Below are 26,985 nucleotides of genomic sequence, written 5' to 3' on the forward strand. Positions count from 1 at the left end.
CCCGCTGTCGGCCCTGAAGGGGCCTCGTCCTCAAACGCCGGACGGGCTGGGTGGTGGCCCGGACGGGCTGGGTGATGCCCCCGGACCAGCCGGGTGATGCCCCGGACCGGCTGGGTGATGGCCCCGACCGGCTGGGTGATGCCCCGGACCGGCGCCTGTCAGCTCACGTGCGCCGCCAGGTACCGCAGCAGCGCCACCACCCCCGCCGGGCCGTCCACCACCAGGTCGGCCCGCTTGCTCAGCTCCGTCACCTCGTCACTGCCGCTGCACACCAGCAGGCCGGGGGTGCCGTCGGAGCGGAGTGTGTCGACGGCGGCGAAGGCGGGGAGGTCACCCAGGTCGTCGCCGCCGTAGAGGACCGACCCGGCGGAGATCTCGCGGGCGTACTCGAGCAGGGCGACGCCCTTGTCCATGCCGGGCGGCCGCAGTTCCAGGACCATCCGCCCGGGTTCGACGATCAGTCCGTTCCGAGCGGCCAGCTCGGTGAGCGGCGCACGCAGGGCCTCGAAGGCGGCCTGCGGGTCGGAGGCCCTGCGGGTGTGGACGGCGAGCGCGCGGCCCTTCTCCTCGATCCAGGTGCCCTGCCAGGAGCCGATCCGGTCGAGGAAGCCGGGCAGTTCGGCGCGGGCGGCGACGACGCCGGGGTGCTCGGCGGGGGCGTTGACGGTGCCGGTGACGGCGTCCCAGCGTTCGGCGCCGTAGTGACCGAGGACGACGAGACGTTCCAGCCCCGGAACACCCGCGAAGCCACCGTGCCGGACCGCGACACCGGCCGGCCGACCGGTGACCACGGCGACGGCGGCGACCTTCGGCGCGAGGGCGGCCAGCGCGGGCACCGCGTCCGGATGCGCCCGCGCCTGCTCGGGGTCCGCCACGATCGGGGCGAGCGTCCCGTCGAAGTCGAGCGCGATCACCGCCCGGTCGGGCCGCGCGAGGATGGCACCCAGCCCGTCCCGCCCGGCAGCAGTAGCGGGCTTCGGCAGGGGGTCAGTGACGTGCGGATCAGTGGAGTGCGGGTCCGTGGAGTCCGTGTGGCTGCCCATGAACCGACCATATCCACGAACGACACGAGCATTCTCGACACACCTCGGGCATTTTCGTCCACGCCGCGACCTACCGACCCCCAAGACGCTCACCTCGCGCCCCACCGAGTCGGGTGGTGGGTGGGCAAAGGCCCGGGGGCCTGGGGGCGGAGCCCCCAGCAAGGGCCCGCACCAGCACCGGTGCCGAAATCCCACCGTTCACCGGACTACCGCTCGCCCCGCCGACCCTCCCGCACCCTTCGGAGCCGATTCACCGTCACCGGATCGAACGCCAGCGCCCTCTCGTCGTCCAGCAGGGCATTGAGCAACTGGAAGTACCGCACGGGCGCCAGCCCCAGCTCCTCCCGTATCGCCCGCTCCTTCGCGCCGGGCCCGCTGAAGCCCCGTCGTTCCAGCGCGAGGATGTCCCGCTCCCGGCGGTCGAGCCGCCCCTGCTCCTCGTCCATGCCCGGCACGCTAGCCGCCACCACCGACAGCGACCACCGCGCACGTGCACCGCCACCGCACCGCACCGCAGCGCAGCGCACCGCCCAGCCAGCCGCCGGCTACTCCGCGCTCTGCGCGGTCGTCGCCGCCGCCTGGAGCTGGTCCAGGACCGCCGAGGGGCTGCCGTTCGGGGCGACGGCCCGGCCGATCCGCTGCTTGATGTCCGCGCTGACCTCCGCCCAGGAGGTCTGCCCGGCGGGGTACAGCTCGGAGACCGGCAGCTCGTCGAGGAACGGCTTGAGGTCAGCGTCCCGCTTCGCCCCGCTCATGGTCTGGGACGCGGACGTGGTCACCGGCAGCAGGTCGTACTGGCGCGAGAAGGCGAGGACGTTCTTCTCGTCGTACACGAAGTCGAGGAAGTCGCCGATCTGCTCGGCGTGGCCGTTCTTCTTGAACGCGGTCATCCAGTCGGCGACGCCCATCGACTCCCGGCTGGGCCCGTCCTGGCCGGGCATCGGCACCATGCCGTACTTCACGCCCTTCTCGTCGGCCATCTTCATCAGCGAGGGGTGCCCGTTCAGCATGCCGACGTCCCCGTCGGTGAACGCGTTGAACGCGTCGGCACGGTTGAGGTCGGCGGGGGCGACCGGCCCGGTCAGGCCCTTGTCGACGAGCTCGCTCTTGAGCCAGGTGAAGGTGTTGACGTTCTCCGTGGAGTCGAGGGCGTAGCCGCCGCTCTCCGCGGTGTAGCCGCCCCCGCCGCTGAGCAGCCACTGCATGGTCTCGGCCTGCGCCTCCTCGGGTCCGAGGGGCAGCGCGTACGGGTACTTCACCCCGCGCGCCTTCAACGTCTCGGCGTCGGCGGCGAGCTCCTCCCAGGTGGCGGGCGCGTCCAGGCCCGCCTTGGCGAAGAGGGACTTGTTGTAGAAGAGCACGCGGGTGGAGGCGGCGAACGGAATGCCGTACTGCACCCCGTTGACCTGTCCCGCCCGGCCCAGCTGGGAGACGAAGTCGGCCTGCGTGGTGATGGAGAGCAGGTCGTCGGCCGAGTAGAGGAGATTCTTGGCCGCGTAGTCGGCGTACGAGCCGATCTGCGCCATGTCGGGCGGGTCACCCGCGGCGACCATCTTCTTGACGTTCTTGTCGACGTCGTTCCAGGAGTACACGGTGACGTCGACCTTCACGCCCTCGTGCTTCGACTCGTACGCCGCGGCGAGCCTGTCCCAGTACTTCTGGGAGCTGTTCGCGCGGGCGTCGCCGTAGTCGGCGGCCACCAGCTTCAGGGTCACCTCGTCCCCACCCCCGGTGAGGCCGCAGCCGCCCAGGACCGCCGTCATGCCCAGTACGGACACTCCCGCGATCGTTCCCGTCCTACCCCGCCGCCGTGCCACTGCCAACCGCCCCAAGATCACTGATCGAAACTCTCGAAAGGTCATACATATTCCACGAAAGGTCTACACCACGCAAGTGGACTAGACCTCTCATGGGTCCGCGGGCCACACTAGTGCCCGTGAGACATGTCATCGCCCTCGACGTGGGCGGCACCGGGATGAAGGCCGCCCTGGTAGGGCCGGCGGGCGAACTGCTGCACCGCGCCCGCCGGGCCACGGGGCGCGAGCGCGGACCCGACGCGGTCGTCGAGGAGATCCTCGACTTCGCCGCCGAGCTGCGCGCGCACGGATCCCGGCAGCTCGGCGAGCCCGCGGCCGCGGCCGGCGTCGCCGTCCCCGGCATCGTCGACGAGGAGCGGGGCGTCGCCGCCTACGCGGCCAACCTGGGCTGGCGTGACGTACCGCTGCGGGAGCTGCTCGCCCACCGGTTGGGCGCCCCGGTCGCGCTCGGCCACGACGTGCGCACCGGCGGCCTGGCGGAGGGCCGGATCGGCGCGGGCCGGGGCGCCGACCGCTTCCTGTTCGTGCCCCTGGGCACCGGAATCGCGGGCGCCATCGGCATCGGCGGCCGGGTCGAGGCGGGCGCGCACGGCTTCGCGGGTGAGGTCGGCCACATCGTCGTACGGCCCGGCGGGACGGCCTGTCCGTGCGGGCAGCGCGGCTGCCTGGAGCGGTACGCGTCCGCGGCGGCCGTCAGCGAGGCGTGGGCCGCGGCCTCGGGGGACCCCGAGGTGGACGCGGCCGACTGCGCGAAGGCCGTCGAGTCCGGTGACCCGAACGCCGTACGGGTCTGGCAGCACGCGGTGGACGCGCTCGCCGACGGCCTGGTCACCGCCCTCACTCTGCTGGACCCGCGCACCCTGATCATCGGTGGCGGCCTCGCGGAGGCGGGGGAAACCTTGTTCACACCACTGCGGGACGCCGTCCGGCACCGGGTCACCTTCCAGAAGCTGCCGACGATCGTCCCGGCGGCCCTGGGGGACAACGCCGGCTGTCTGGGGGCGGGCCTGCTGGCCTGGGACCTGCTCGACACCACACCTACGACGCCGGAGGAGCCCACGTGACGGCCACCCCCCTCGGGGCGCGGGACGCGACACCAAGCGGCTCCGCCGCGTCCGCGCGACCAGCCACACCGCCCCGGCAGCCCGCGAGAGCCGACGCACCCACGATCCTCGCCGGGGCCAACGTGGTCCTGCCGACCGGGACCGTCGTGGGCGGCCAGGTGATCGTCGACGGCACCCGCATCACCGGCACCGCCCCGGAGACCGCCCGAGTCATCGACGTGAGCACCCACTGGCTGGTGCCCGGCTTCGTCGACATCCACAACCACGGCGGCGGCGGCGCCTCGTTCACCTCCGGGACGGTCGACGAGGTCCTCACGGGCATCCGCACCCACCGGCTGCACGGCACCACCACCCTCGTCGCCTCGACCGTCACCGGTGACATGGACTTCCTGGCCCAGCGGGCCGGCCTGCTGTCCGAGCTGGCCGAGCAGGGCGAGATCGCCGGGATCCACTTCGAGGGACCGTTCATCTCCCCGTGCCGCAAGGGCGCGCACTCCGAGGCACTGCTGCGGGACCCGGACCCGGCGGCGGTGCGCAAGCTGATCGACGCTGCGCGGGGCCGGGCGAAAATGGTCACCCTCGCCACCGAACTGCCCGGCGGCATCGACTCCGTACGGCTGCTCGTGGAGCACGGCGTGATCGCGGCGATCGGGCACACCGACGCCACGTACGAGCAGACGAAGACCGCGATCGACGCGGGCGCGACGGTGGCCACCCACCTCTTCAACGCGATGCCGACGCTCGGCCACCGCCACCCCGGCCCCGTCGCGGCCCTGCTGGAGGACGAGCGCATCACCGTCGAGCTGATCAACGACGGCACCCATCTGCACCCCGCCGCCCTGGAACTGGCGTTCCATCACGCGGGCGCGGACCGGGTCGCGCTCATCACGGACGCGATGGACGCGGCCGGTTTCGGCGACGGCCGTTACTGGCTCGGCCCGCTGGAGGTCGAGGTCGCCGACGGCGTGGCCCGCCTGGTGGAGGGCGGCTCCATCGCGGGCTCCACCCTCACCCTGGACCGGGCCTTCCAACGGGCGGTGACGGTCGACCGGTTGCCGGTGGAGTCGGTGGTCGCGGCCCTCTCCGCCAACCCGGCCCGGCTGCTCGGCATGGACGACCGCATCGGCTCCCTGGAACCGGGCAAGGACGCCGACCTGGTCCTGCTCGACGCCGACTTCGCCCTCAAGGGCGTCATGCGCCGGGGAGAATGGGTGGTCGATCCCCAACTGGGCTGATGTGCCCTGCCGTTGAGGACGAGGGTCGTGCTGCGAAACTGGGACGGCCGTCGTCCTTTTGGCATGATCACTCTCCGGACAGCAGACGGCAGACGGCAGGGGAGGTCGCTCCGGTGATCCTGACAGTCACGCTGAACACCGCTCTCGACATCACCTATCGCGTACGTTCGCTGCGCCCGCACACCTCCCACCGGGTCACCGAGGCGACCGAACGGCCCGGCGGCAAGGGGGTCAACGTGGCCAGGGTGCTCGCCGCCCTCGGACACCGGGTGACGGTCACCGGCTTCGTCGGCGGCGCCACCGGGCGTTCCGTACGGGAGCAACTCACCGGCGTGCCGGGGCTGGTGGACGCCCTGGTCCCGGTCGACGGCCCGACCCGGCGCACGATCGCCGTCGTGGACGAGCTGAGCGGCGACACCACCCAGCTCAACGAGCCCGGCCCGACGGTCACCCCCACCGAGTGGCAGGCCTTCCAGAAGGCGTACGAGGACCTCGTCCCGTCGGTGCACGCGGTGGCCCTGTGCGGCAGTCTGCCGCCGGGCGTGCCGGTGGGCGCGTACGCGGCCCTCGTACGGACAGCGAAGGCGGCCGGCGTTCCCGTCCTCCTCGACACCAGCGGCGAGGCGCTGCGCCGGGGCGTGGCCGCCCGCCCGGACCTGGTGAAACCCAACGCCGACGAACTGGCCGAACTCACCGGCTCCCACGAGCCCTCGCGCGCCGTCCAGGACGCCCGGCGACGCGGCGCCCGCACCGTGATCGCCTCCCTCGGCGCCCGGGGCCTGCTCGCGGTGACCCCGGAGGGCCGCTGGCGCGCCACCCCGCCCGCCCACATCCACGGCAACCCCACGGGCGCCGGCGACTCGGCGGTCGCGGGCCTGCTGTCGGGGCTCGTGGAGAACCTGCCCTGGCCGGACCGGCTGGCCCGCGCGGTCGCCCTGTCGGCGGCGACGGTCCTGGCACCGGTCGCGGGCGAGTTCGACCGGGCGGCGTACGAGGAGCTGGTGGGGCGGGTCGCGGTGACGGGGGAGGCCAGCGCGGCCTGAGCCGGACTTGCTCTCGAACAATATTCCGGGTCGTGAGTGCGATCACCCCGATATGATCACCGGCGACCAAGGATCCCAGGACCAGGGATCTGCATGCCCTTTGGGGGAAGACATGTACAAGGCAAGGAAGTTCGCGCGGCTCGCTGCCGTCGGTGTGGCCTCGGTGGGCCTCGCCTTCACCATGAACGGAGCGGCGACGGCTGACACGGCAACCGTCAAGGCCGCGCCGGCGACCGCCCAGGATTGGGGCGGCGGCTGGAACAACGACCGGGACGTCAGCATCCGGGAGAAGCCCAGCACCACCGCCCGCAAGGTCGGCACCCTGAAGAAGGGGAAGATCGTCAAGTGCTGGGTCGCCGGCTGCAGCGCGGTCGACAGCGGCAGCTACAAGTGCACCAGCAGCTCACCCACCGAGAAGCGCTGGCACGAGGTTCGCTGGAACGGCAAGAAGGCTTACGCCGCGACGAGCTGCCTCGAATGGGGCCGCGTCGAGTGACCTGACCTCACGGGTCTGCGCAACGGCGGCCGTTCCCGCACTGCGCGGGAGCGGTCGCCGTCGTTCAAGGGCAGGCGCTAGCTCTTCGTGCCCTTGGTGAGCGAGACCTGGTCGAGGACCGCGTCACACTGATTGCCGTCGTTGCAGGCGATCTCGATGGTGTTGGTGCCCTTGGCCAGGGTGACCGGAGCCCAGGTGGTCTGCCAGCCCTTCTCCCAATCGCCCTTCGGGGCCTGCGCACCGATGAAGTTCTTCATGCTCAGCGGCGAGTTGTTCGCCTTGCCGTTGACCACGAGGGTGGCGTTGGCGTCCACGCCCGGGATCCCATAGCGCACGTTCAGGGTGTAGGCGCCGGGGTCCTTGATGCCGTTGACGGTCCAGACGACTTTGGCGCCGACATGGTTGAAGTTCGTGACGTAGGTACCGCCACCCGCCTTGGCGCCCTTGAAGTCGGACGCCGTGGTGGTACCACCCTCCAGGCGCAGCGCCTTCGCGTCGCTCGCCGGCAGGTCGGCCTCGCTCGCCGCCGCGCTCTTGCTGCTCGACGGGCTCGGCTCGGAGCTCTGCGACGTGGTCGGCGTCGTGGCCGCCTGGTTGCCGGTCTTGTTGTCGTCGTCGCCGCCGCCGTTCATCATGGCCACGCCGATGCCGATGACGACCGCGGCGACCACCGCGATCGCGCCGATCAGCAGCCCCTTGGTGTTGGGGCCGCGACGGCCGCCGCCGTCGCCGTACGACGGCTGCGGGGTGGCCGGGGCGCCGCCCGGGAGGGTCTCGGGGGCCGCGTAGTGGCTGTTCGGCTGGGCGTGGGGGGCCTGGCCCTGCTGCGGGACCTGGCCGTAGGGCGCCGTCGCGGCGGCCTGGCCCTGCTGACCGTACTGGCGCTGACCCACCGCCCGCGTCCGGTTGACGGAGTTCGGGTAGCCGTAGCCGACACTGGACGGCGGCTGGGCCCCGTTGGCCTGGCCGTCGGCGTAGAGGTAACCGAACGGGTCTTCGTCCTCGGGCGTGCTCGCCCCGTTGTCGCCGGACGTCATCCCTTGTACTCCTCAAACAGGTGCGGATCGGATGCGATGCGTAGGGTCAGAATGGCGAGCCTACCCGCTCCTGATGACCCAAACGGGTGACTCAGATCGCATCAGCTCGTCGGCCTGCGGGTCAGCCCGCGCGTCTGTGTTGTTTGGGACGAGATCGTTTCTCGACGTACATCCGCTCGTCAGCGGATTTCAACACTTCGTCCGCGGTCATTCCGCAGTGGGCCCAGCCGATGCCGAAACTGCCGCCGACCCGCATGACCCGTCCGTCCACCCGGATGGGCTGGATGATCTCGTTGCGCAGACGTACGGCCAGGTCCTGGGCGTCGGCCCGGCCCAGCCCGTCGGCCAGCACGACGAACTCGTCGCCGCCGAGCCGGGCCACCGTGTCGCCGTCACGGACCGCCCTGGACAGCCGTCGGGCGACCTCGATGAGGACCGCGTCGCCCGCGTTGTGCCCGAACCGGTCGTTGATCGACTTGAAGCCGTCGAGGTCGCAGAAGAGCACCGCGAGCCCCTTGGTGCCGTCGTCCCGCTCACTCTCAGGAGTGACGGCGTGCACATGATGGTCGTAGCCGCCGTCGAAGGTCTGGGTGACCGGCCGGAAGTCGAAACCGTCGCCCCCCGCGTCGAAGGCGGGGTGGCCGAAGGCCGCGTCGACGGACTCCAGCTCGCCCGTGTGGGTGGCGCGCCGGCACAGCCGCGAGGAGAGCCGGGCGCGCAGCTCGGCGGAGTTCGGCAGGCCGGTGAGGGAGTCGTGGGAGGCGCGGTGGGCGAGCTGCAGCTCGCGGCGCTTGCGGTCCTCTATGTCCTCGACGTGGGTGAGGAGGAAGCGGGGCCCGTCGGCGGCGTCGGCGACGACGGAGTTGCGCAGCGACACCCACAGGTAGGTGCCGTCGCGGCGGCCGAGCCGGAGTTCCGCGCGACCGCCCTCGGCGGAGGTCCGCAGCAGGGTGCTCACGTCCTCGGGGTGGACGAGGTCGGAGAAGGAGTAGCGGCGCATCGCGGACGCGGGGCGGCCAAGGAGCCGGCACAGGGCGTCGTTGGTGCGCAGGATCCGGCCGTGCTGGTCGCCGCCCATCTCGGCGATGGCCATGCCGGAGGGGGCGTACTCGAAGGCCTGCCGGAAGCTTTCCTCACTGGCGCGCAGGGCCTGCTGCTCCCTTTCGAGCCTGACCAGTGCACGCTGCATGTTGGCGCGCAGTCGCGCGTTGCTGATCGCTATGGCGGCCTGGAACGCGTACATCTGGAGCGCTTCGCGTCCCCATGCGCCCGGATGGCGGCCGTTGCGCGGCCGGTCCACGGACAGCACACCGATCAGCTCGCCGCACGAGCCGCCACCCGGCGCGGCGGGCGTGTACATCGGGGCGAAGAGCCGGTCGGAGGGGTGCCACTCGTTCTCGAAGCGGGGCGCGGGGCCGTCGGTGTACCACTGCGGTACGTCGTCGTCGTCGAGCACCCAGCCCTCGGTGTGCGGGATGAACACCAGGTCGCCCCAGTGCTCGCCCATGGCGAGGCGGCGCTCCCAGGACTCGCGGGAGCCGACTCGGCCGGTGATCAGCGCCTCGGCGGCGGGGTTGCCCGCGAAGGCGGCGACGACGAGGTCGCCGTCGGGGCGTACGAGGTTGACGCACGCCAGCTCGTACCCGAGGGCCTGGACCACGCCGTCGGCCACGGTCTGCAGAGTGTCCGCGAGGCTGCGGGCCGTGTTCATGTCGGCCATGACCTGGTGCAGCTGTCGCAGGGACGCAAGACGGACGTAGGGTTCCGACTCGGTCTCCATGCTCGCCCTCCCCCCGAGACCTCGCAGTGAATCAAGGGTTCTCTTCGGCGCTTCTGGTCAGTGGTGCTCCTGCATCTTCTCCGCCACTGAATCACAGCGCGCTGCCCACTCGGTACACAGGGTCAACAATAAGTCCGTCCTGTGACTCAAGTCACAGCTAAAGATGAACAATTGAGTGGGGTTTCTGCGATTTCCCTGTGCGTCTACTGAACGCAAACTTTGGGCGGATGTGGGCAACGCCCTGGCGCCGCACGGCCTCTCGGCCCTGAGTCCTAGGACCGGGCTCCGTCCCGGGCCCGATGCGGACCGCGCGGGTCGAAGATTAGCGTTTCCAGGGTGCCGAACACTTCTCTCGTCCCATCCGCCCCCGTTCCCTCCCCCGCCTCCGGGCATGCTGTGGGGGTGAGCAACGACGAGTTCCGCGCCGCCATGTCCCGGCTGGCCGCCGGAGTGGTCCTGGTGACCGCCAGGGAGGCGGCACTCGACCCGGACGATCCCGGCGCACCGGCCGGCGAGGACGTCGGCATGACGGCGACGGCGTTCATGTCCGTCTCCCTCGACCCCCCGCTGGTGCTGGTCAGCGTGCGCGAGGGCTCCCGCATGGACGATCTGCTCGATGAGCAGCCCCTGTGGGCGGTGTCGGTGCTGTCCGAGAGCCAGCGGCACATCGCCGGCCGCTTCGCCATGAAGGGCCGCATCAGCGACCGCCTGCTCTTCGAGGACATCCCCTACGTCCGCGGCGAGGCCACCGGCGCCCCCCTGGTGGGCGGCGCCCTCGCCACCCTGGAGTGCCGGACGGAACAGCGCATGACGGCCGGCGACCACACCCTGGTCGTCGGACGGGTCCTGACGGCCACCGTGCCGAGCGCGGACGGCGGCCCACTGACGTATTTCCGGGGCCGGTACCGGCAGTTGGGCTGAGGGGGAATTCACTCGCCGTAGGGCGAACCTTCTTCCTAGGGTGCCCGCATGACGACGATTTCCGCGCCCCGCCTCGTCGAGGTCACACCCCGTAACTTCGAGGCCGCGACCGGCATAAAGGTCCGCCCGGAGCAGGAATTCGCGGTCTCCCCCGTGATGAAGTCCCTCGCCGAGGCGTACGTCCACCCCGCCGGCGTCGCCTGGCCCCGCCTGATCGTCGACGGCGAGCGTCCCGTCGGCTTCCTGATGGCCTTCTTCGAGATCGACTGGAAGGAGGACGGCACCCTCTTCCGCTCCGGCCTGTGGCGCCTGAACATCGCGGCCGGGGAACAGGGCCGGGGCTACGGCCGCTTCGCCGTGGAGTCCGTCGCGGCCGAGATCCGCCGCCGGGGCGGCAAGGAGCTGTACGTCACCTGGCATCCCGGACCGGACGGCCCCGAGAACTTCTACCTGCGGCTGGGCTTCCGCCCCAACGGCGAGACCAGCGGGGGTGAGACCGTCGGGGTGCTGAAGCTGTCCTGAGACGGCCCGGTCCGGGTGAGGCAGCTCACCCCCAGTCGCGGCCGGTGCGCCCCCGTTTGGTGTCCGAGCGCTGCTTCTTCTCTCGCAGGCGGCGTTCGTTGATCCCCCGGGGGATCCGGGTGGCCCGGCGCGGCTTGGGCGGCGGGGCCGTCGCCTCGGCGAGCAGGGCGGCCAGACGTACGGCGGCGGTCTCGCGGTTGCGCCACTGGGAGCGGTGCTCGGAGGAGCGGACGGTCACCACGCCGTCCACCAGCCGTCCGGCCAGCTTGGCCAGGGCCCGCTGCTTCCACACCTCGGGCAGCGCCTCGGTGCGCGCCAGGTCGAAACGGAGCTCGACCTGCGTGTCGCTGGTGTTGACGTGCTGTCCGCCCGGCCCTGACGACCGCGAGAAACGCCAGATCAGCTCGGCCTCGGGCAGGGAGACGGAGCCGCGGATGAGATAGGGACCGGACATGCGGTACATGTTCCCGCGTCTGACCGGTCCACGTCACCGCAATATCCCTTGGTAAAGAAAGTAAAGACATGGGGAACCATGGCCACCCCTCGCCGCGTTCAAGGGGGTAGCTGTAGCTTCGTGCCCGTTAGATAACGAGGGAAGGGACTCCCAACAATGGCTGTAAGCCTGTCCAAGGGTGGCAACGTCTCGCTCACCAAGGAGGCTCCGGGCCTGACCGCCGTCACCGTGGGCCTCGGCTGGGACGTCCGCACCACCACCGGCACGGACTTCGACCTCGACGCCTCCGCGATCGCGGTCAACCCGCAGGGCAAGGTCTACTCGGACGGCCACTTCGTCTTCTTCAACAACAAGCAGACGCCGGACCAGACCATCGTCCACACCGGTGACAACCGCACCGGCGAGGGCGCCGGCGACGACGAGGCGATCAACGTCAACCTCGCCGGTCTCCCGGCCGACGTCGACAAGATCGTCTTCCCGGTCTCGATCTACGACGCGGAGAACCGCTCGCAGAACTTCGGCCAGGTCCGCAACGCCTACATCCGCATCGTCAACCAGGCCGGCGGCACCGAGATCGCCCGCTACGACCTCTCGGAGGACGCGGCCACCGAGACGGCCATGGTCTTCGGCGAGCTCTACCGCAACGGCGCCGAGTGGAAGTTCCGCGCGGTCGGCCAGGGTTACGCCTCGGGCCTGGTCGGCATCGCCCAGGACTTCGGCGTCAGCGTCTGACGAGCGCCTCACCGTGCGGGACCCCCGGCTTGGGCCGGGGGTCCCCGCGTTTTCCCCGGTAGGTTGCCCCCGTGATCCTGACCCCGCTCACGCTCTCCCCCGGCCACGACATCCCCGGCCCGCTCCTGACCGAACTCACCGCGCTCTACGCCGCCAACCGCGAGTTCCAGGCACTCAGCGGTGACTTCCCGGACCCGGACGACATCCGCCCGGAACAGATCGCGGCGGCCCTCGCGGAGGAACTGGCCCACCCCGACGCGGAGGTACTGCTCGCCCGCGGCGCGGGCCGGCTGGTCGGCATCGCGATCACCCTCGCCCACCACCCCGACCCGGCCGACCCGGATCCTTGGATCGGCCTGCTGATGGTGGCCGCGGACGTGCACCGCCAGGGCCACGGCCGCCGACTGGCGACCCTCGTCGAGGACCGCTTCCGCGGCGCGGGCCGCACCGCCGTCCGCCTGGCCGTCCTGGACAACAACCCCAAGGGCCTCGCCTTCTGGACCTCCCTCGGCTACGAGCCGATCGCCCACCGCGCGGACCGGCTGAAGGCCCGCCCCTGCACGGTCCTGCGCAAGCCGCTGCACTGAACGCCCGACTCGCCCGACTCCCCCGGCCCGCTCAGTCCTTCGCCGGCTTCCCGTCCCCGTACAGCCACTCCTCCCAGATCCCGCTGAAGTCCTCGCCGGGTGCCTTCTTCTCGACGTACGCGGTGAAGTCGTCGGTGTCCGCGTTCCCGTGACGGTGGGCCGCCGCCCAGCCCTGGACGATGTCGTAGAAGGTGTCGTCGCCGACGGTCTGCCGGATCCGGTGCAGGACCATCGCGCCCCGCTGGTAGACCGCACTGTCGGAGATGTGCGCGGCGCTCGTCGGCCGGGCGGGCGGGAAGTCCCAGAGGTCCTCGTAGGTGTCGTCGCCGTGGTCGTAGAGCGCGTCGAAGGTCTTCTGCGCGCTGTCGCCGCCGTGGTCCTCGTCCCACAGCCATTCCGCGTACGTCGCGAAACCCTCGTTGAGCCACATGTCCCGCCAGGTCTTCGGGGTGACGGAGTTCCCGAACCACTGGTGGGCCAGTTCGTGGACGAGGGTCTCGGTGTCGGGCACGCCGGGGAAGACCGGCCGGTTCTGGGTCTCCAGGGCGTACTCGGCGTCGGCGTCGCGGTCGACGATCGCTCCCGTCGAGGAGAACGGGTAGGGGCCGAAGTTGTACTCGGCCCACTCCATGACCTTGGGGATCTGGGCGAGCGCCTCCTTGCTCGCCGCCGCCTTCGCCGGGTCCACGGCGACGTACACGGGCAGGCCGGCGGGGGTGGCGGTCCGGGTGATGTCGTAGCGGCCGACGGCGAGCGTGGCGACGTAACTCGCCATCGGCTCCGCGGTGTGCCAGGTGTACGTCGTACGGCCCGCCTTGGTCCGCTCACCCGTCAACTCCCCGTTGGAGACGGCCCGCAGCCCTTGCGGCACGGTCACGGCGAGGTCGTACGACGCCTTGTCGGAGGGGTGGTGGTTGCCGGGGAACCACGCCATGGAGCCGGTGGGCTCACCGAGGGCCAGCGCCCCGTCGGCCGTCCGCAGCCAGCCCTCCCGGGAGCCGTCCGGGTCGGTGATCGGTTCCGGAACGCCGGAGTAGCGGACGGTCACCCGGAACGTCTCGCCGTCGTCGAGCCCGCCACGCGGGCGGACGGTCAGCTCCTGCCCGGCGCGCTCCCAGCGGGCGCTGTGATCCCCGACGGTGACGCTCTGCACGTCCAGGCCCCTGAGGTCCAGGTCGAACGCGGAGAGGTCCTGGGTGGCGCGTGCGGTGACCGCCGCCGTACCGGACAGGCGGGAGGTGCGCGGGTCGTAGGCGAGGGTCAGGCCGTAGTGCGTGACGTCGTAGCCGCCGTTGCCCGCCTTCGGGAAGAACGGGTCACCCACACCGAAGCCGCCGAGCGTGCCGTGGGCACCCGACCCGCACGCGGTCAGCGCCACGGCGAGGAGGGCGGCGGCGCAGGCCGGGGCAACCGGGACGGATCGGGGCACGCCAGTGATCCTATGAGGACCGCGTGGCACCATCACGTACGTGCTCGACATCGGCTACGCCCTCTCCAACCGTTTCCCCGACCCCCCGCAGACCGACTACCGCCGCGCGGACGTCCGCGCCCTGCGCCACGACCTGTTCTGCGGTGACGTGTACCTCGCCGACACCAAGGCGGACCGGGAACTGTCCACAGCCTGGGGATGGGTGCCGGTGCTCGACTTCGCGTGGGCGCTGTGCGACATCGTGGAACGGATCGACCGCGACCCGGCCGGCTCCCGCGCCGCCCGCCCCCAGCGCGCGGAACTGGACTTCACCGAGTCGACCGACCGGATGCTCTTCGAGCGCCGCTTCGGCTGGGTCGACATCGAGGCGGACTGGATGCCGGCGGAGGAGCCCCCGCTGAGCTTCTCCCACACCGCGCTCCGCCGCGAGGCCCGCGACTTCCTGCACGACCTGATCGCCGACCTGGTGGACCTCCACGACGACCTGGGCGAGAACCCGGCGATCTGGACACTGCAGGCCCGGTTTCCCAGAGTGCGGTGAGTCCGGGGATGGACGGGCCGGGCCGCGCGGAAAGCCCCCTGGACGGACCGGGCCGCGCGGAAAACCCCTGCCGCCCCGCACGCCCATCCCCGTCCCTCCGCCGGCACCGCCCCCCGCCACCCCCGTCACCCCTCCACGCGGATCCCCAGCGCCCCCGCCAACACCGGCGCCAGATCCAGCAGTTGAGCCGGACTGATGACCGCCCCCGCCAGTCGCTCCACCCCTCGCGTGATCTCCAGTGACGCGGCCCCGCGCAGGTCGACGTCCCGGAGGGTCGCCCCGGAGAGGCCCGCTCCCTTCAACGCGCAGTCCACGAACTCCACCCGCTCCAGCCGGGCACTCCCGAAGTCCGGCTCGACCAGGACGCAGCTCTCGAAGACGACGTCGGTGAGCCGGGCCGTCCGCAGGTTCAGATAGTCGATCTTGCCGCCGCGGATCAGGACCCGCTCCAGGACCGCCCCGTGCAACTGGACCCCGCCCATCCGGGCGTCGACCACCTCCACGTCCCGCAGGGTCGCCTCCGCGAGATCGGTGCCCACCCCCCGCGGGCCGGTGAGGACCGAGTCCAGGACCCGGGCGCGCGTCAGACGGGTCTCGTCCAGCACGCACCCCGTCAACGCGCAGTCCATGAAGCGGGCGCCCCCGCCGTCCTGCCCGGCGAAATCCCCCTCCCGGAACTCCAGCCCGTCGTAGTCCCCGTCCGGCTCCAGCCCCTCACCGTCGAACTGATCCAGCGACGGCAGCCGCACCTCCGGCCGCCGCGCCGCCTTCACCCCGGAACCGCCCGCACCACCCCCGCCCGACCCAGCGGCTCGACCACTCCCGCTCCCGCCAGTCCCGCCGACCGCTCTCCTCGCCATGCCCCCATGCTGCACCCCCGCACTGACAATCGCCCCGACCTGCGAAAACACCGCCCATGTCACATTCCGGGCCGCAGATGAGTCGTATCCACAGAACAGAAGACAGAGAGGCGACACCCGACCCGAGGGAGACCACAGACATGCACCGCATCACCGTCGTCGGCGGCGGCTTCGCCGGACTGACCGCGGCCATCACCGCGGCCGAGGCGGGCGCCAAGGTCACCGTCCACGAGGCCCACCACACCCTCGGCGGGCGGGCCCGGACCGCCGAGGGGCCCTACCGCACCAACGAAGGGCCGCACGCCCTCTACAACGGCGGCCCGCACTGGACCTGGCTCAGGCAGCGCGACCTGATCGGCCCGCTCGCCCCCATCCCCCCGCTGGAAGCGGCCCGGCTGCGGCTGCGCCACAAGGGCGCACTGCGCCGCACCCCGCCCTTCGCCATGCTCAAACTGCTGCGCCCCGGAGCCCGGCAGGCACCCGTCGACGTCGACTTCCTGACCTGGGCCACCGAACAGGCCGGCGTGGAGGGCGCTCGGGCCGCCGCCAACTACTCCGCCGTCGCCCTCTTCCACCACGACCCGGGCGCCCTGTCCGCCGCGTTCGTCCAGGAACGCCTGCGCCGCGCCACCAAGCTCCCGCCGGAGGCGCACTATCCGCGCGGAGGCTGGGGCGGCCTCATCGACCGGATGGCAGCGCGAGCCTGGAACCTGGGGGTCCGCATGGAGACGCTCTCCCGCGTCGACACCCTCCCCACCGACACGCCCGTCATCGTCGCCACCTCCCTGGACGCCGCCCGTCGCCTGATCGGCGACGACTCGCTGACCTGGGCGAGCGGCCGCACGACACTCCTCGACCTGGCCGTGCGCACCCGCCGCCAGGACGCGTTCGCCGTGTCCGACCTCGACTCCCCCGGCTGGATCGAGCGGTTCACGGCCCAGGACCGGACACTCGCCCCCGCCGGCGAGCAGCTCCTCCAAGGGCAGATCCCCCTCGCCCCGCACGAGACCAGGGCCGACGGCGTCGCGCGTGCGGAACAGCTGCTCGACCTCGCCTTCGAGGGCTGGCGCGAACGCGTCACCTGGCGACGCGAGGCCGTCGCGAACGGCCGCACCGGTGCCGTCGACCTGCCCGGCACCAGCTGGCGCGACCGGCCGGCGATCGACCGCGGCGACGGTGTCTTCCTCGCGGGCGACCAGGTCGCCGCCCCCGGCGTGCTGTCCGAGGTGTCGTTCAACAGCGCCCTCACCGCGGTCTCGCTCGCCCTCGGCCACCACACCCTTGACCTCAAGCAAGCTTGAGGTCGAAGAGTGGGCCATCACAAGCGAGCGAGCGAACACGAGACCACCGCTCACCGATGGACACCACCACCGACGGGGGACCCCATGCACGCCATCCGCCTGCACGCCTTCGGCCCGGCCGACAACCTCACACCCGAACAGGTCGCCGACCCCGTACCCGGCCCCGGCCAGGTCCGTATCGCCGTGGCCGCGGCCGGTGTCCACCTCCTGGACACCGCCCTGCGTGAGGGCCTCCAGGGCCCGCTGCCCGAGCCGCCGACCCTGCCCACCATCCCCGGCCGGGAGGTCGCCGGCACCGTCGAGTCCCTCGGCGAGGGCGTCGCCGACCTGTGGCTCGGCCGACGCGTGGTCGCCCACCTCGGCTTCGCCCCGGGAGGCTACGCCGAACTCGCCGTCACCGACGTCGACCGCGTCCACGAGATCCCGCCCACTCTCGACGCCGCCCAGGCCGTCGCCATGATCGGAACGGGCCGTACGACGATGGGAATCCTGCAGTTCGCCGAACTCGGCCCCGACTCGGTGGCCGTGATCCCGGCCGCCGCCGGCGGAATCGGCACCCTCCTCGTGCAGTACGCCAAGAACGCGGGCGCCACCGTCATCGGCCTCGCCGGCGGCCCCGAGAAGACGGCCCGCGTCCACGCCAACGGCGCCGACCTCGCCGTCGACTACAACGACCCCGGCTGGCCCGACAAGGTCCGCGCCCACCTGCACGGCCTCCCGCCCCGGCCCGGATCCGGCACCCCCCGCGCCGCCACCGTCGTCTTCGACGGCGTGGGCGGCGACATCGCCCGCGCGGCCGTCGACCTGCTCGGCCCCGGCGGCACACACCTCGTCTTCGGCTGGTCCGGAGCCGGCCTGCACGACGGCGAACCGTATCTCGTCGACGGCGTCTCCCAGCAGGTCCTCGGGCCCGTGATGATGCGCGAGGCGGGCGGCCCCAACCCTGTCCGCACCCTGGAACTCCGCGCCCTCACCGAGGCCGCCGCGGGCCGCCTCACCCCAGCCGTGCAGCGCTTCCCACTCGCCGCGGCGGCCGCCGCGCACCACGCCCTGGAAACCCGCGGCACAACCGGAAAGGTGGTACTGGAGCCATGACCTCCAAGGATGCGACACACCCCGATCCGTGGTCTTCTGACCAGGTGAGTGACACCCGCCCAGGTGACTCCGCCGCCGATCCCCGCCGCTGGTGGGGCCTGGTGATCATCGCGCTCGCGCAGCTCATGGTCGTCCTGGACGCGACGATCGTGAACATCGCACTCCCCTCCGCACAACACGACCTGGGCATGTCCGACGCCAACCGGCAATGGGTGATCACCGCCTACACCCTGGCCTTCGGGGGCCTCCTCCTGCTCGGCGGGCGCATCGCCGACCTGGTGGGCCGCAAACGCACCTTCGTCATCGGCCTCGTCGGCTTCGCCGCGGCCTCCGCACTCGGCGGCGCGGCCACCTCCCAGGGCATGCTCTTCGGCGCCCGCGCCCTCCAGGGCGCCTTCGCCGCCGTCCTCGCCCCCTCCGCGCTGTCCCTCCTGACCACGACGTTCACCGACCCCAAGGAACGCTCGAAGGCCTTCGGCATCTACGGCGCCCTCGCCGGCAGCGGCTCCGCGATCGGCTTCATCGTCGGCGGCCTGCTCACCGAGTACCTGAACTGGCGCTGGTGCCTCTACGTCAACGTCCCGATCGCCGTCATCGCCGTCTTCGGCGCGCTCGCCCTGCTGCACGACCGCCCCGGCCACGCCGGCGCCCGCCTCGACGTACCCGGCGTACTGCTGGGCTGCGGCGGCCTCGTCGCGATCGTCTACGGCTTCAGCGAGGCCCAGCCCCGCGGCTGGACCGACCCGCTGGTGCTGACCCTGTTCGCGGTCGGCGTCGCACTCCTCGGAACGTTCGTGTGGTGGCAGGCCAGGGCACCCATGCCGCTGCTCCCCCTGCACGTCATCAAGGACCGCAACCGCGCCGGCTGCTTCCTCACCATGGGCCTCGCCGTCATCGGCATGTTCGGCCTGTTCCTCTTCATGACCTACTACCTCCAGGTCGTCCTCGGCTACTCACCGGTGAAGACGGGCCTGGCCTTCCTGCCCCTGACCGTCGCGATCATCATCGGCTCCACGCAGATCTCCGCCCGCCTCCTCGACCACGTCGCCCCACGCATGCTGATGGTCCCCGGCATGGTCCTCGCCGCCGGCGGCATGGTGATCCTCACGCAGATGACGATCCACTCGTCGTACACCACCGAGATCCTGCCCGCCCTGCTCCTGATGGGCCTCGGCATGGGCCTCACCTTCATGCCGGTGTTCTCCACCGCCACCGCGGGCGTCGCCCCCCAGGACTCCGGCGTCACCTCGGCGACCGTCAACACCTCACAACAGGTCGGCGGCTCCATCGGCACGGCCCTGCTCAACACCATCGCCACCACCAGCAGCGCCACCTACATCACCGCCCACCTCACCGACCCCGCCAAGCGGGCCCTGGTGGTGAACGAAGGCGTCGTCCACGGCTACACCGTCGCCATCTGGTGGGCCGCCGGCATCATGCTCCTGGCCGGCCTGGTCGCGGGCCTCATGGTCACGGTGAAACCCCCGAAGCACGGCGCCCCGGCGAACGCGCCGGTGCAGGAGCCGGTGGCTTGAAAGGCCCGAAGGGACGGAAGGCGGGCAGACGGCGAAGCGGGATGCGAAAACGGAAAGGGGGCGGCCGTCGGCCGCCCCCTTCCGCTCGTCCCACCGACGGGCACCCCGCCGGTCAGCTCACAACCGCGCGCGTGGCCCCGCTCACCGCCGACCCGTCCACATGACCGGTCCGCCGCGCGATCACCTTCACGGTGATCTTCTTGGCCTTCTGCGCCGGTTTCAGCACCAGCGAGGTCTTCGTCGCCCCGCTGATCACCCGGCCGTTCGCGTACCACTGGTACGCATAAGAGGTCGGCGCAGGACTCCACGTCCCCTTGGACACCTTGAGCGTCTTGCCGACCTTCGCCGTCCCGCTGATCACCGGCGGCTTGGTCGCCTTGGGCGCGACGCCCTTGGCCACGGTCACAGCCGCCGAGGTCGCCGACCCGCTCTGCCAGCCGCCCTTGACCGCGGTGACGGTCACGGTGAGCTTCTTGCCCGCCATCGCCGCCGGGAGGGTGTACGTCGACGTGGTCGCCCCGCCGATCGCCGTCCCGTTCGCCTTCCACTGGTACGTGTAGGAGGACGGGGGCGCCGACCAACCGCCCGGCGCCGCCGTCACCTTGGCGCCCACCTTGGCCGTGCCGGTCACCTTGGGGGCGGCCGTGTTCTCCAGCTTGGGCTGGGGAGTCACGGTGAACGTGCCGCGCTGGTACTCCCAGCCGCGGGTGATCACGCTGACGTTCCAGGTGCCGGTGGCCGCGCCCGTGAGGTCGAGGGTCGCGGTCACCGTCCGGTTGTCCGCGGAGACCGAGTCCGCCTGAGCCGTGATCGTCTTCCCGGCCTGGCTGAGCCGGACGGTGACGTCCGGGCCGAGCGCGGTGCCGGTGACCGTGAGCCGCACCTTGCCGCCGGCTGCCCCGGTGTCCGGGCTGACGGCGGTGACGGCCGTCTTCTCCGTGCCGCACGGCGCGGACGAGCAGGTCAGCTTGGCGCTGTAGGCCGTCTTGGACGCCTTCTCGGGCAGGCCCAGCAGGAACACCGTCGGGGTGCTCTGCGAGGACGAGCCGAGGGCGGCGCAGTTGTAGCCCTCCGGGATGTAGTGCGTACAGCCGTTGGTCCAGGTGGACGTGTTGTACAGCACCGGAACCGCCGTGCCGGCGGCGCCGGACGTGTCCTTGATGTCCGTCTCGAACCGGTCGAACCCGGCGGTCGGCAGCGCCGCGCACACCGCGGTGTGCGACTCGTCCAGCGTGCCGGTGAGCGGCCCGTACCCGTACGCGACGGACGGCACCTTCACGCACTCCGGCGCCGGACCGTCGGCCGTCGCGACACGCAGGGCGTCCAGGCGGTACTCGGGCGCCGCCTTAAGCGTGGCCGGGGTCTGCACGAGGACCTGGTGGGTCGTGGACCCGGTGACCGCGCAGGGGCTGTTGCGGAAGGAGCACTCCACGCGACCGCCCCCACCGACGACCGCGCTGTTGGCGGTGCCGAGGGCATCCCGCACGTTGACGTGCACGACGTCGTCGGCCGCACCGGTGGTCACCTGATGACAGTCGAGCGTGCCGGGGACGCCGTACCCGCTCTTCACGGACGGCCCGCCGACCTTCGCCGCCGCGGTCTTCCTGCAGCCCGCCGAGGAGGCGCTCGCGGTGACGTCCCGCCGGGTCAGGGTGTACGTGGCGGCCTCGTCCCGTCCGGTCACCAGTACCGTGTGCGCCTTGCCCGGGGTCAGCGAGCACAGGCTCCAGCCGTTGGTGGTGGCGTAGCGGTCACAGACCCGCTTGCCGTCGGAGTCCAGCACCGAGAACCCCGCGGCGGCGGTCCCTGACGTGGCGATCAGCTGGAAGACCTCGGTGGCCGTGTGCGCGTCGGCCGGAATGCCCAGGCAGTGCGAGAAGACGCCGTCGCCCGTGGTCAGGCCGGACCTCGCGCCGCCCGCGGTGAAACTGCCGGCGGGCAGAACAGGGCAGCCCTCCGCGACATCGGTGCGGTGAAGAGCCACCGCGTACGGGCCCGTCGCCGAGTCGCCGCTGTCCTCCGTGTGCACCAGCGCCCGGTAGGGGGCCGTGCCGGTGAGCGCGCAGTCACCGCCCCGGAGCGCCTCCGCGTCGCACTGCTGCTTGCCGTCGCGGTCCAGGACCTCCACCTCCGGGGTCAGCCCGGCCGAGGAGTTCGAGGTGATCGCGGCGATCCGGGCACCCTGCGGGGCGGACAGCGCCAGGCAGTCATACTGCCCGACCGTGCTCAGCTGCCCCTTGTGCAGGCCCGTCCCGGTCGCCACGCACCCGGCGTCCGAGGCGCGGTCGAACACGACCAGCCGGTCACGCGACGGAGCGAAGAACGAGGAATCGAGAACGGCGGTGTAGGTGCCCGCCTCGGGAATCCGGCACGGGTCGGTGCCGGACCGGCACACGGTCAGGCCGTCGGCGTCGTACACGGTGACCGCACCGGCGGACCGGTCCTCGTCCACGGAGTGCACGGTGTACGGGCCCACCTCCGCAGCGGTGAACGTGTAGCAGCGGTCGGTGCTGAAGTCCTGTGGCTCCAGGGGGCCGTAGGGCCGCACGGTGGCGGTGGCGCAGCCCTGCGGGTCGTTGAGCCGACGCACCTGCAGCGCGTACTGGGCTGGGAAGCCGCTCTCCGCGTAGGAGACGGTGGACAGCACCCGGTAGGGGCCGTCGCCGGGCAGGACGCAGCTGTCCTCGCCGTCCTCAGGGAAGTGCTCGCAGACGCGGGCGCCGGTCGCGTCGGTGATCCAGGCGCCCGAGCTGCCGTACCCCTTGGTGCTCTGTGTGAGCCGGATCCGCTCGCCGGACCGGCCATCGAATGCCTGGCAGTCCACCGCGAGGGGGCTCGCCGAGCTCCGGATGACCGCCGGCTGGCCCCAACCGGTGCCCACCGGGTCAGCGCAGCCGCGGGTCGCCGAGCCGAGCGGAACGACGGTGAGCTCCGTGTTCTCGTCGTCAACCCAGCCGCTGTTGACGACCTTGACCGTGTACTTGCCGGCCGCGGGCACCTCGCACCAGCCCTCGGAGCGGTACTCGTCGTCGAAGCAGTCGATCTCGGTCCCGTCGGCGGCGAACATCTGCGCGTACGCGTTGTTCTGGCTGTCGTCCAGCGTCATCAGATGCAGACCCGCCCCAGTGGCCGTCACCAGGAAGCAGGCGTTGCTCTGGGCCGCGACGGTCGCCTTGCCGACGGCGTCCCCCGGGTCGCCGAACGGCGCGAGCGCTAGCGGCGCGCACTCGGGATCGTCGGCGGCCCGGGCGGGGACCGCCCCCGGCACGAAGGTCAGCAGTGAGGCCAGCAGTGCCACGAGGCCGGCGAGCGCGGCGAGCGGGACGGCCCGCCGCTCCGGTCTCGGATGCGGGCAAGAATCGTCGTCAGACATGGAATCCCCCCTGGATCATTGGTCGTTGGGGCGATATTCGCACACAGGTGTGACACAGCACTCGCGAGTATCGGGGCTGTGGTGACCGGAGCGGCGAGGTAGCGCTCGCCCGCCCCGACAGTTGCCGGTACCCGTCCCGGCTGCTGCCGCTCGCCCCTTCCCGCTAGTGACCCCCGCCCTTCAGCGCGGCCCCGTTCTCCCCCCGATTCCGCCCGTCGGCCCGCCCTCCGACGAGCGGCCGGCACCCGAACCCGATCAACACGGAGGCGAAATGGCCGAGATCGGTGAAGGTGCGCCCGGTCACCAACGGCACCCCATAGACGAGGAGTACGGCAGCCGCGTACGGATACCGCCACGGCACCGGAATCCGGTAGGTGAGCACGGCGACCACCCCGGCCAACGCGTAACTCACCCCGATGTCCAGGGTGTCGACCGCCGACGCGGGCGCCATCCCGTGCCGGATCCCCCACAGCAGCGCCCCCTCACTGATCAGCGAGGCACCCACATGGGCCGCCACACACACCACCAGCCAGCGCGCGGTCCCCAGCCACCGCTCGGCAGGCGCGTGGAAGACGGAGTACAGGACGGCGTACGGCAGCCAGAGCCCACCGTCGATCCACATCGCGCTGGCGACCAGCACCCGTACCGGATTGTTCGACAGCTCATGAAGGTTGGTCGACCGCTGCCGCAGAAACTCCAGCTCGAACTCCGGCGACATGGAATGCATCGCCACCGTCGTCCCGAAGAGGACCAGCAGCCAGACATAGGTGCCGGGGGCGCTACGGACGTACGTCCACACCCTGTGGAAACCCCGCTTGATGCGCATGAGCCGATTCACCCACACGGGTAGGGTCCGCGCTGTGATTGACATTCCGGAGGAACTCGCGGCATCTCAGGCGAAGTACAACGGAGACGCCGGACGGGCCTTCATCGCGCGCCTGCCGGAACTGGCGGCCGATTTCCTGGACCGCTGGGAACTACGGCTCGACGGCCGACCCATGCACGGAGTCACCGCCCTCATCCTGCCGGTCGTCCGCGCGGACGGCACCGAGGCCGTACTGAAGCTGCAACTCCTGGACGAGGAGAGCGCCGGCGAACCAGTCGCCCTGCGCGTCTGGAACGGCGACGGAGCGGTACGCCTCCTCGACCACGACGAGACCACCCACACCATGCTCCTGGAACGCCTGGACCCGGCCCGCATGCTGTCGCACCTGCCCGACTCCCGTGCGGCCGCCCTGGTCATCGCCCAACTGCTGGCCCACCTCACCGCGACCCCGGCACCCCCCGGCCTGCGCCACCTCGCCGACATCGCGCAGCCCATGCTCGACGAGACCCCGCGCGCCCTGACCCAGGTCCCCGACCCCGAGGCCCGCCACCTGCTCGCCGACTGCGCGGCCGCCGTACGCGAAGTGATCGACGCCCCCGGCGACCGCCTCCTCCACTGGGACCTCCACTACGACAACGTCCTCGCCGCCGACCGCGCCCCCTGGCTCGCCATCGACCCCAAACCCCTCGCCGGCGACCCCGGCTTCGAACTGCTCCCCGCCCTCTGGAACCGCTACGACCCCGACGACACCCTCTGGCGCTTCGATGCCATGACCGACACCCTCGGCCTGGACCGCCCCCACGCCCGCGCATGGACCCTCGGACGCGTCCTGCAGAACTGCCTGTGGGACATCGAGGACGGCCGCCCACTCCAGCCGCAACAACTGGAGATCGCCAGGCACCTCAGAGGCCCCGCCCACTAGCCTGCGGCCATGATCCGACCCGCCACCCCCGCCGACGTCCCCACCCTCCACGCCCTCATCCGCGAACTCGCCGACTACGAGAAGGCCCTGCCCGAAGCCAAGGCCACCGAGCAACAACTCCAGGACGCCCTCTTCGGCGACCACCCGACCACCCACGCCCTCATCGCCACCGACGACACCACCGGCGAACCGGTCGGCTACGCGATCTGGTTCCTCAACTTCTCCACCTGGCGCGGCGTCCACGGCATCTACCTCGAAGACCTCTACGTCCGCCCCACCGCCCGAGGCACCGGCCACGGCAAGGCCCTCCTCACCGAACTGGCCCGCATCTGCGTCGACCGCGGCTACGCCCGCCTGGAATGGGCCGTCCTCAACTGGAACGCCCCGTCCATCTCCTTCTACGAGTCCCTGGGCGCCCGCCCCCAGGACGAGTGGACCGTGTACCGCCTCACGGACGAGGCCCTGGTGAACGTCTCAAACATGCGAAAGCCCAGGCCGGAAGGGTTCTGACCTGGGCTTTCTTTGATGAGCCCCCTGTCGGATTCGAACCGACGACCTGATCATTACAAGTGATCCGCTCTGGGCCGGACTGAGCTAAGGAGGCAGCGCGTACAACGCCGTACGCGAAGGCGGCACCACTTTACACAGAGCCCGTTCCCCCAAGCCACGAAGTTCTCAGTCACTCAGCCGCAAAACTGTGCGTAACCATCCGCGCACCCGTTCGTTGATCGGTCTGACGTGCTGTTCCGAAGATCGGATCGTCGGGGAGGGGTCCATGGGGAAGGCGGCGGAGAAGCCGAAGCCGACTGTGGTGACGGGTGGGGAGGCCCAGCGCATCAAGCGTGAGGTCCTCGGCATCGGCGACCGCCGCAAGCACCGCACGCGTGAGGCGACTCGCCTGAGGTCCCACACCAAGGATCCGGACACGCATCACCGCCTGTACCGGTTCCGCTTCTATCCGACCGAGGAACAGGCCGAGCAGTTGGAGCGGACGTTCGGCGCGTGTCGGTGGGTCTACAACGAGGGGCTGGCGCTGCGATCCGGGGCTTGGGAGGAGCACCGGGTGAAGGTGGGGTTCGCGGAGACGTGTCGGGCCTTGACGGGCTGGAAGCGGGCCGAGGAGACGGCGTGGTTGAAGGATGTGTCGTCGACTGTGCTTCAGCAGTCGCTGCGGCATCTGGATCAGGCGTACAGCCGGTTCTTCAAGGACGAGGCGAGGTATCCGAAGCGGAAGAAGAAGGGTCGGTCGCCGGATGCGGCGACCTATGTGCGTACGGGCTTCAAGTGGGTCGAGGATTCGGAGCGCCCCGGTACGGGGTCGATCACATTGGCCAAGCAGTCGCGGCCGCTGGACATCCGGTGGTCGAGGGCGCTGCCCGCCGGGGTAGTCCCGGTGCGGTTGTCGGTGACGCGGGACCGGGCGGGCCGGTATTTCGTGTCGACGCTGGTGGAGGAGCGAATAGCTCCGTTGCCGCCGGTGTTCGTGCCGGGTACGCGGGAGCCGAAGGCGGTCGGGGTGGATGTGGGGCTGGCGTCTCTCGTCACGCTGGACGACGGGTCGAAGCTCGATCATCCGCAGTTGTTGAAGCGGTACGCGGCGAGGCTGGCGCGGTTGCAGCGGGAGCTGCACCGGAAGGTGAAGGGGTCGAGAAACCGGGAGAAGGCCAGGCAGAAGATCGCGCGCCTTTACGCGCTCATCGGTGACGTACGCAGGGACATGCTGGACCAGCTCACCACCCGCCTCGTGCGCGAGAACCAAGTGCTCGTGGTGGAGGACCTGTCTGTCGCGACCTTGATGCGTGCGGCGCGTGGCAAGGGGAGGCGGCGGAAGGCGAAGCTGAATCAGGCGATCACGGATGCCAGTTGGGGAGAGCTGCTTCGGCAGCTGCGGTACAAGTGCGAGTGGTACGGCCGCAAGCTCGTGGTCGTCGACCGCTTCTTCCCTTCCACCCGGCGCTGCTCGGCCTGTCATGTCGTGGGGCCGAAGCTGGACGTTTCGGTTCGGCGGTGGACCTGCGCCGAGTGCGGTGTGCTCCATGACCGTGATGTGAACGCGGCCGTGAATCTCCGGGACGAGGGGATGCCGTTGCTGGCCGCATAGGTGCGGCTGGTGCGGTACGGACCGACGGGCCGTCGGCCGGAATGCCTGTGGAGTTCGTGTGAGACCCGTCGGGTGCGGTTCGTCAGGGCTGTGTTCGGCCGGCGGCGGGCGATGAAGCAGGAAGCCAGAGGCAAGGTCAAAAGTGCGTCGCTCTGCCCCGCTCGAAAATTTCCGCGAAGTTCACAGTCCTCCAGGTACTGACAGCCGGGCGAACGCCAGGTACCGTCCTGACCCAGTTCACGCGTGTGGACTACACCACCCTGGGCTTGCC

25 protein-coding genes and 1 tRNA gene are annotated in these 26,985 nt (G+C 71.2%); 15 read left to right on the top strand and 11 right to left on the bottom strand.

Annotation, left to right across the window (positions count from 1 at the left end; all coding sequences use genetic code 11):
- Positions 1–158: 158 nt before the first annotated feature.
- The 3 genes from otsB to ABZ027_RS13670 form a co-directional block, all read right to left on the bottom strand.
- On the bottom strand, positions 159–1,043 hold the full coding sequence (gene otsB / locus ABZ027_RS13660) for a trehalose-phosphatase (protein ID WP_356767656.1): 885 nt from the start codon (positions 1,041–1,043) through the stop codon (positions 159–161).
- A 206-nt stretch (positions 1,044–1,249) separates the two neighbouring features.
- The gene (locus ABZ027_RS13665) at positions 1,250–1,489 is read right to left on the bottom strand and encodes a DUF3263 domain-containing protein (protein ID WP_356767658.1); all 240 of its coding nucleotides are present in this window, start codon (positions 1,487–1,489) and stop codon (positions 1,250–1,252) included.
- Between the two features lie 99 nt (positions 1,490–1,588).
- Entirely contained in the window at positions 1,589–2,806 is a 1,218-nt protein-coding gene (locus ABZ027_RS13670) for an extracellular solute-binding protein (RefSeq protein WP_356767884.1), read from the bottom strand.
- Positions 2,807–2,952: 146 nt separating this feature from the next.
- On the opposite strand from ABZ027_RS13670, the gene ABZ027_RS13675 reads away from it, so the two are divergent.
- From ABZ027_RS13675 to ABZ027_RS13690, 4 genes are all read left to right on the top strand, one after another.
- Positions 2,953–3,924, top strand: coding sequence for an ROK family protein (locus tag ABZ027_RS13675; protein ID WP_356767660.1), 972 nt, complete (start codon positions 2,953–2,955; stop codon positions 3,922–3,924).
- 104 nt (positions 3,925–4,028) lie between these two features.
- Positions 4,029–5,159, top strand: a complete 1,131-nt coding sequence (nagA, locus tag ABZ027_RS13680; protein ID WP_356767886.1) for an N-acetylglucosamine-6-phosphate deacetylase — start codon at positions 4,029–4,031, stop codon at positions 5,157–5,159.
- 113 nt (positions 5,160–5,272) lie between these two features.
- Positions 5,273–6,202: a 1-phosphofructokinase family hexose kinase gene (locus tag ABZ027_RS13685; RefSeq protein ID WP_356767662.1), complete on the top strand. Its 930-nt coding sequence runs from the start codon at positions 5,273–5,275 to the stop codon at positions 6,200–6,202.
- 112 nt (positions 6,203–6,314) lie between these two features.
- Positions 6,315–6,698 carry a hypothetical protein gene (locus ABZ027_RS13690; RefSeq protein WP_356767664.1) on the top strand — a complete coding sequence of 128 codons (384 nt, stop codon included), beginning with the start codon at positions 6,315–6,317 and terminating at the stop codon, positions 6,696–6,698.
- Positions 6,699–6,775: 77 nt separating this feature from the next.
- Here ABZ027_RS13690 and ABZ027_RS13695 read toward each other — a convergent pair whose 3' ends face one another.
- Positions 6,776–7,735, bottom strand: a complete 960-nt coding sequence (locus ABZ027_RS13695) for a CBM35 domain-containing protein (RefSeq protein ID WP_356767665.1) — start codon at positions 7,733–7,735, stop codon at positions 6,776–6,778.
- A gap of 121 nt (positions 7,736–7,856) precedes the next feature.
- Positions 7,857–9,515 carry a diguanylate cyclase CdgB gene (gene cdgB, locus ABZ027_RS13700; protein WP_356767667.1) on the bottom strand — a complete coding sequence of 553 codons (1,659 nt, stop codon included), beginning with the start codon at positions 9,513–9,515 and terminating at the stop codon, positions 7,857–7,859.
- Between the two features lie 336 nt (positions 9,516–9,851).
- Here cdgB and ABZ027_RS13705 point away from each other — a divergent pair, with 336 nt between their 5' ends.
- Positions 9,852–10,436: a flavin reductase family protein gene (locus ABZ027_RS13705; RefSeq protein ID WP_356767669.1), complete on the top strand. Its 585-nt coding sequence runs from the start codon at positions 9,852–9,854 to the stop codon at positions 10,434–10,436.
- Between the two features lie 48 nt (positions 10,437–10,484).
- Positions 10,485–10,958 carry a GNAT family N-acetyltransferase gene (locus ABZ027_RS13710; protein ID WP_356767671.1) on the top strand — a complete coding sequence of 158 codons (474 nt, stop codon included), beginning with the start codon at positions 10,485–10,487 and terminating at the stop codon, positions 10,956–10,958.
- Positions 10,959–10,983: 25 nt separating this feature from the next.
- On the opposite strand, the gene arfB is transcribed toward ABZ027_RS13710, so the two are convergent.
- On the bottom strand, positions 10,984–11,421 hold the full coding sequence (gene arfB / locus ABZ027_RS13715; RefSeq protein ID WP_356767672.1) for an alternative ribosome rescue aminoacyl-tRNA hydrolase ArfB: 438 nt from the start codon (positions 11,419–11,421) through the stop codon (positions 10,984–10,986).
- 147 nt (positions 11,422–11,568) lie between these two features.
- Here arfB and ABZ027_RS13720 point away from each other — a divergent pair, with 147 nt between their 5' ends.
- Positions 11,569–12,144: a TerD family protein gene (locus ABZ027_RS13720; RefSeq protein WP_356767674.1), complete on the top strand. Its 576-nt coding sequence runs from the start codon at positions 11,569–11,571 to the stop codon at positions 12,142–12,144.
- Between the two features lie 71 nt (positions 12,145–12,215).
- Positions 12,216–12,731: a GNAT family N-acetyltransferase gene (locus ABZ027_RS13725; protein WP_356767676.1), complete on the top strand. Its 516-nt coding sequence runs from the start codon at positions 12,216–12,218 to the stop codon at positions 12,729–12,731.
- A gap of 31 nt (positions 12,732–12,762) precedes the next feature.
- On the opposite strand, the gene ABZ027_RS13730 is transcribed toward ABZ027_RS13725, so the two are convergent.
- Entirely contained in the window at positions 12,763–14,193 is a 1,431-nt protein-coding gene (locus tag ABZ027_RS13730) for a M1 family metallopeptidase (RefSeq protein WP_356767888.1), read from the bottom strand.
- 7 nt (positions 14,194–14,200) lie between these two features.
- Here ABZ027_RS13730 and ABZ027_RS13735 point away from each other — a divergent pair, with 7 nt between their 5' ends.
- On the top strand, positions 14,201–14,701 hold the full coding sequence (locus ABZ027_RS13735; RefSeq protein WP_356767678.1) for a hypothetical protein: 501 nt from the start codon (positions 14,201–14,203) through the stop codon (positions 14,699–14,701).
- Positions 14,702–14,826: 125 nt separating this feature from the next.
- Here ABZ027_RS13735 and ABZ027_RS13740 read toward each other — a convergent pair whose 3' ends face one another.
- Positions 14,827–15,561, bottom strand: coding sequence for a pentapeptide repeat-containing protein (locus ABZ027_RS13740; protein ID WP_356767680.1), 735 nt, complete (start codon positions 15,559–15,561; stop codon positions 14,827–14,829).
- Positions 15,562–15,701: 140 nt separating this feature from the next.
- Here ABZ027_RS13740 and ABZ027_RS13745 point away from each other — a divergent pair, with 140 nt between their 5' ends.
- The 3 genes from ABZ027_RS13745 (at position 15,702) to ABZ027_RS13755 (ending at position 19,492) form a co-directional block, all read left to right on the top strand.
- Positions 15,702–16,862, top strand: a complete 1,161-nt coding sequence (locus ABZ027_RS13745; RefSeq protein ID WP_356767682.1) for an NAD(P)-binding protein — start codon at positions 15,702–15,704, stop codon at positions 16,860–16,862.
- A gap of 84 nt (positions 16,863–16,946) precedes the next feature.
- Positions 16,947–17,957 (top strand): zinc-binding dehydrogenase, encoded by a 1,011-nt coding sequence (locus ABZ027_RS13750; RefSeq protein WP_356767684.1) that lies wholly within the window; start codon positions 16,947–16,949, stop codon positions 17,955–17,957.
- 44 nt (positions 17,958–18,001) lie between these two features.
- Positions 18,002–19,492, top strand: coding sequence for an MFS transporter (locus ABZ027_RS13755; protein WP_356767686.1), 1,491 nt, complete (start codon positions 18,002–18,004; stop codon positions 19,490–19,492).
- Between the two features lie 112 nt (positions 19,493–19,604).
- Here the strand turns inward: ABZ027_RS13755 and ABZ027_RS13760 are convergent, their stop codons facing one another.
- A complete protein-coding gene (locus ABZ027_RS13760) occupies positions 19,605–22,865 on the bottom strand; it encodes an IPT/TIG domain-containing protein (RefSeq protein WP_356767687.1) in 3,261 nt (1,086 codons plus the stop codon).
- Between the two features lie 163 nt (positions 22,866–23,028).
- Positions 23,029–23,691 (bottom strand): rhomboid-like protein, encoded by a 663-nt coding sequence (locus ABZ027_RS13765; protein ID WP_356767689.1) that lies wholly within the window; start codon positions 23,689–23,691, stop codon positions 23,029–23,031.
- Between the two features lie 34 nt (positions 23,692–23,725).
- On the opposite strand from ABZ027_RS13765, the gene ABZ027_RS13770 reads away from it, so the two are divergent.
- Both ABZ027_RS13770 and ABZ027_RS13775 read left to right on the top strand, forming a co-directional pair.
- Positions 23,726–24,613 carry an aminoglycoside phosphotransferase family protein gene (locus ABZ027_RS13770; protein WP_356767692.1) on the top strand — a complete coding sequence of 296 codons (888 nt, stop codon included), beginning with the start codon at positions 23,726–23,728 and terminating at the stop codon, positions 24,611–24,613.
- A gap of 9 nt (positions 24,614–24,622) precedes the next feature.
- Positions 24,623–25,123, top strand: a complete 501-nt coding sequence (locus tag ABZ027_RS13775) for a GNAT family N-acetyltransferase (protein ID WP_356767694.1) — start codon at positions 24,623–24,625, stop codon at positions 25,121–25,123.
- Positions 25,124–25,141: 18 nt separating this feature from the next.
- Here ABZ027_RS13775 and ABZ027_RS13780 read toward each other — a convergent pair.
- A tRNA-Thr gene (locus ABZ027_RS13780) sits at positions 25,142–25,217 on the bottom strand.
- Positions 25,218–25,388: 171 nt separating this feature from the next.
- Between ABZ027_RS13780 and ABZ027_RS13785 the strand changes: the two genes are divergently transcribed.
- On the top strand, positions 25,389–26,714 hold the full coding sequence (locus tag ABZ027_RS13785) for an RNA-guided endonuclease TnpB family protein (protein ID WP_356767696.1): 1,326 nt from the start codon (positions 25,389–25,391) through the stop codon (positions 26,712–26,714).
- The last annotated feature ends 271 nt before the right edge of the window (positions 26,715–26,985 follow it).

The organism is Streptomyces sp. NPDC006332, assembly GCF_040612855.1.
Lineage (GTDB): Bacteria > Actinomycetota > Actinomycetes > Streptomycetales > Streptomycetaceae > Streptomyces.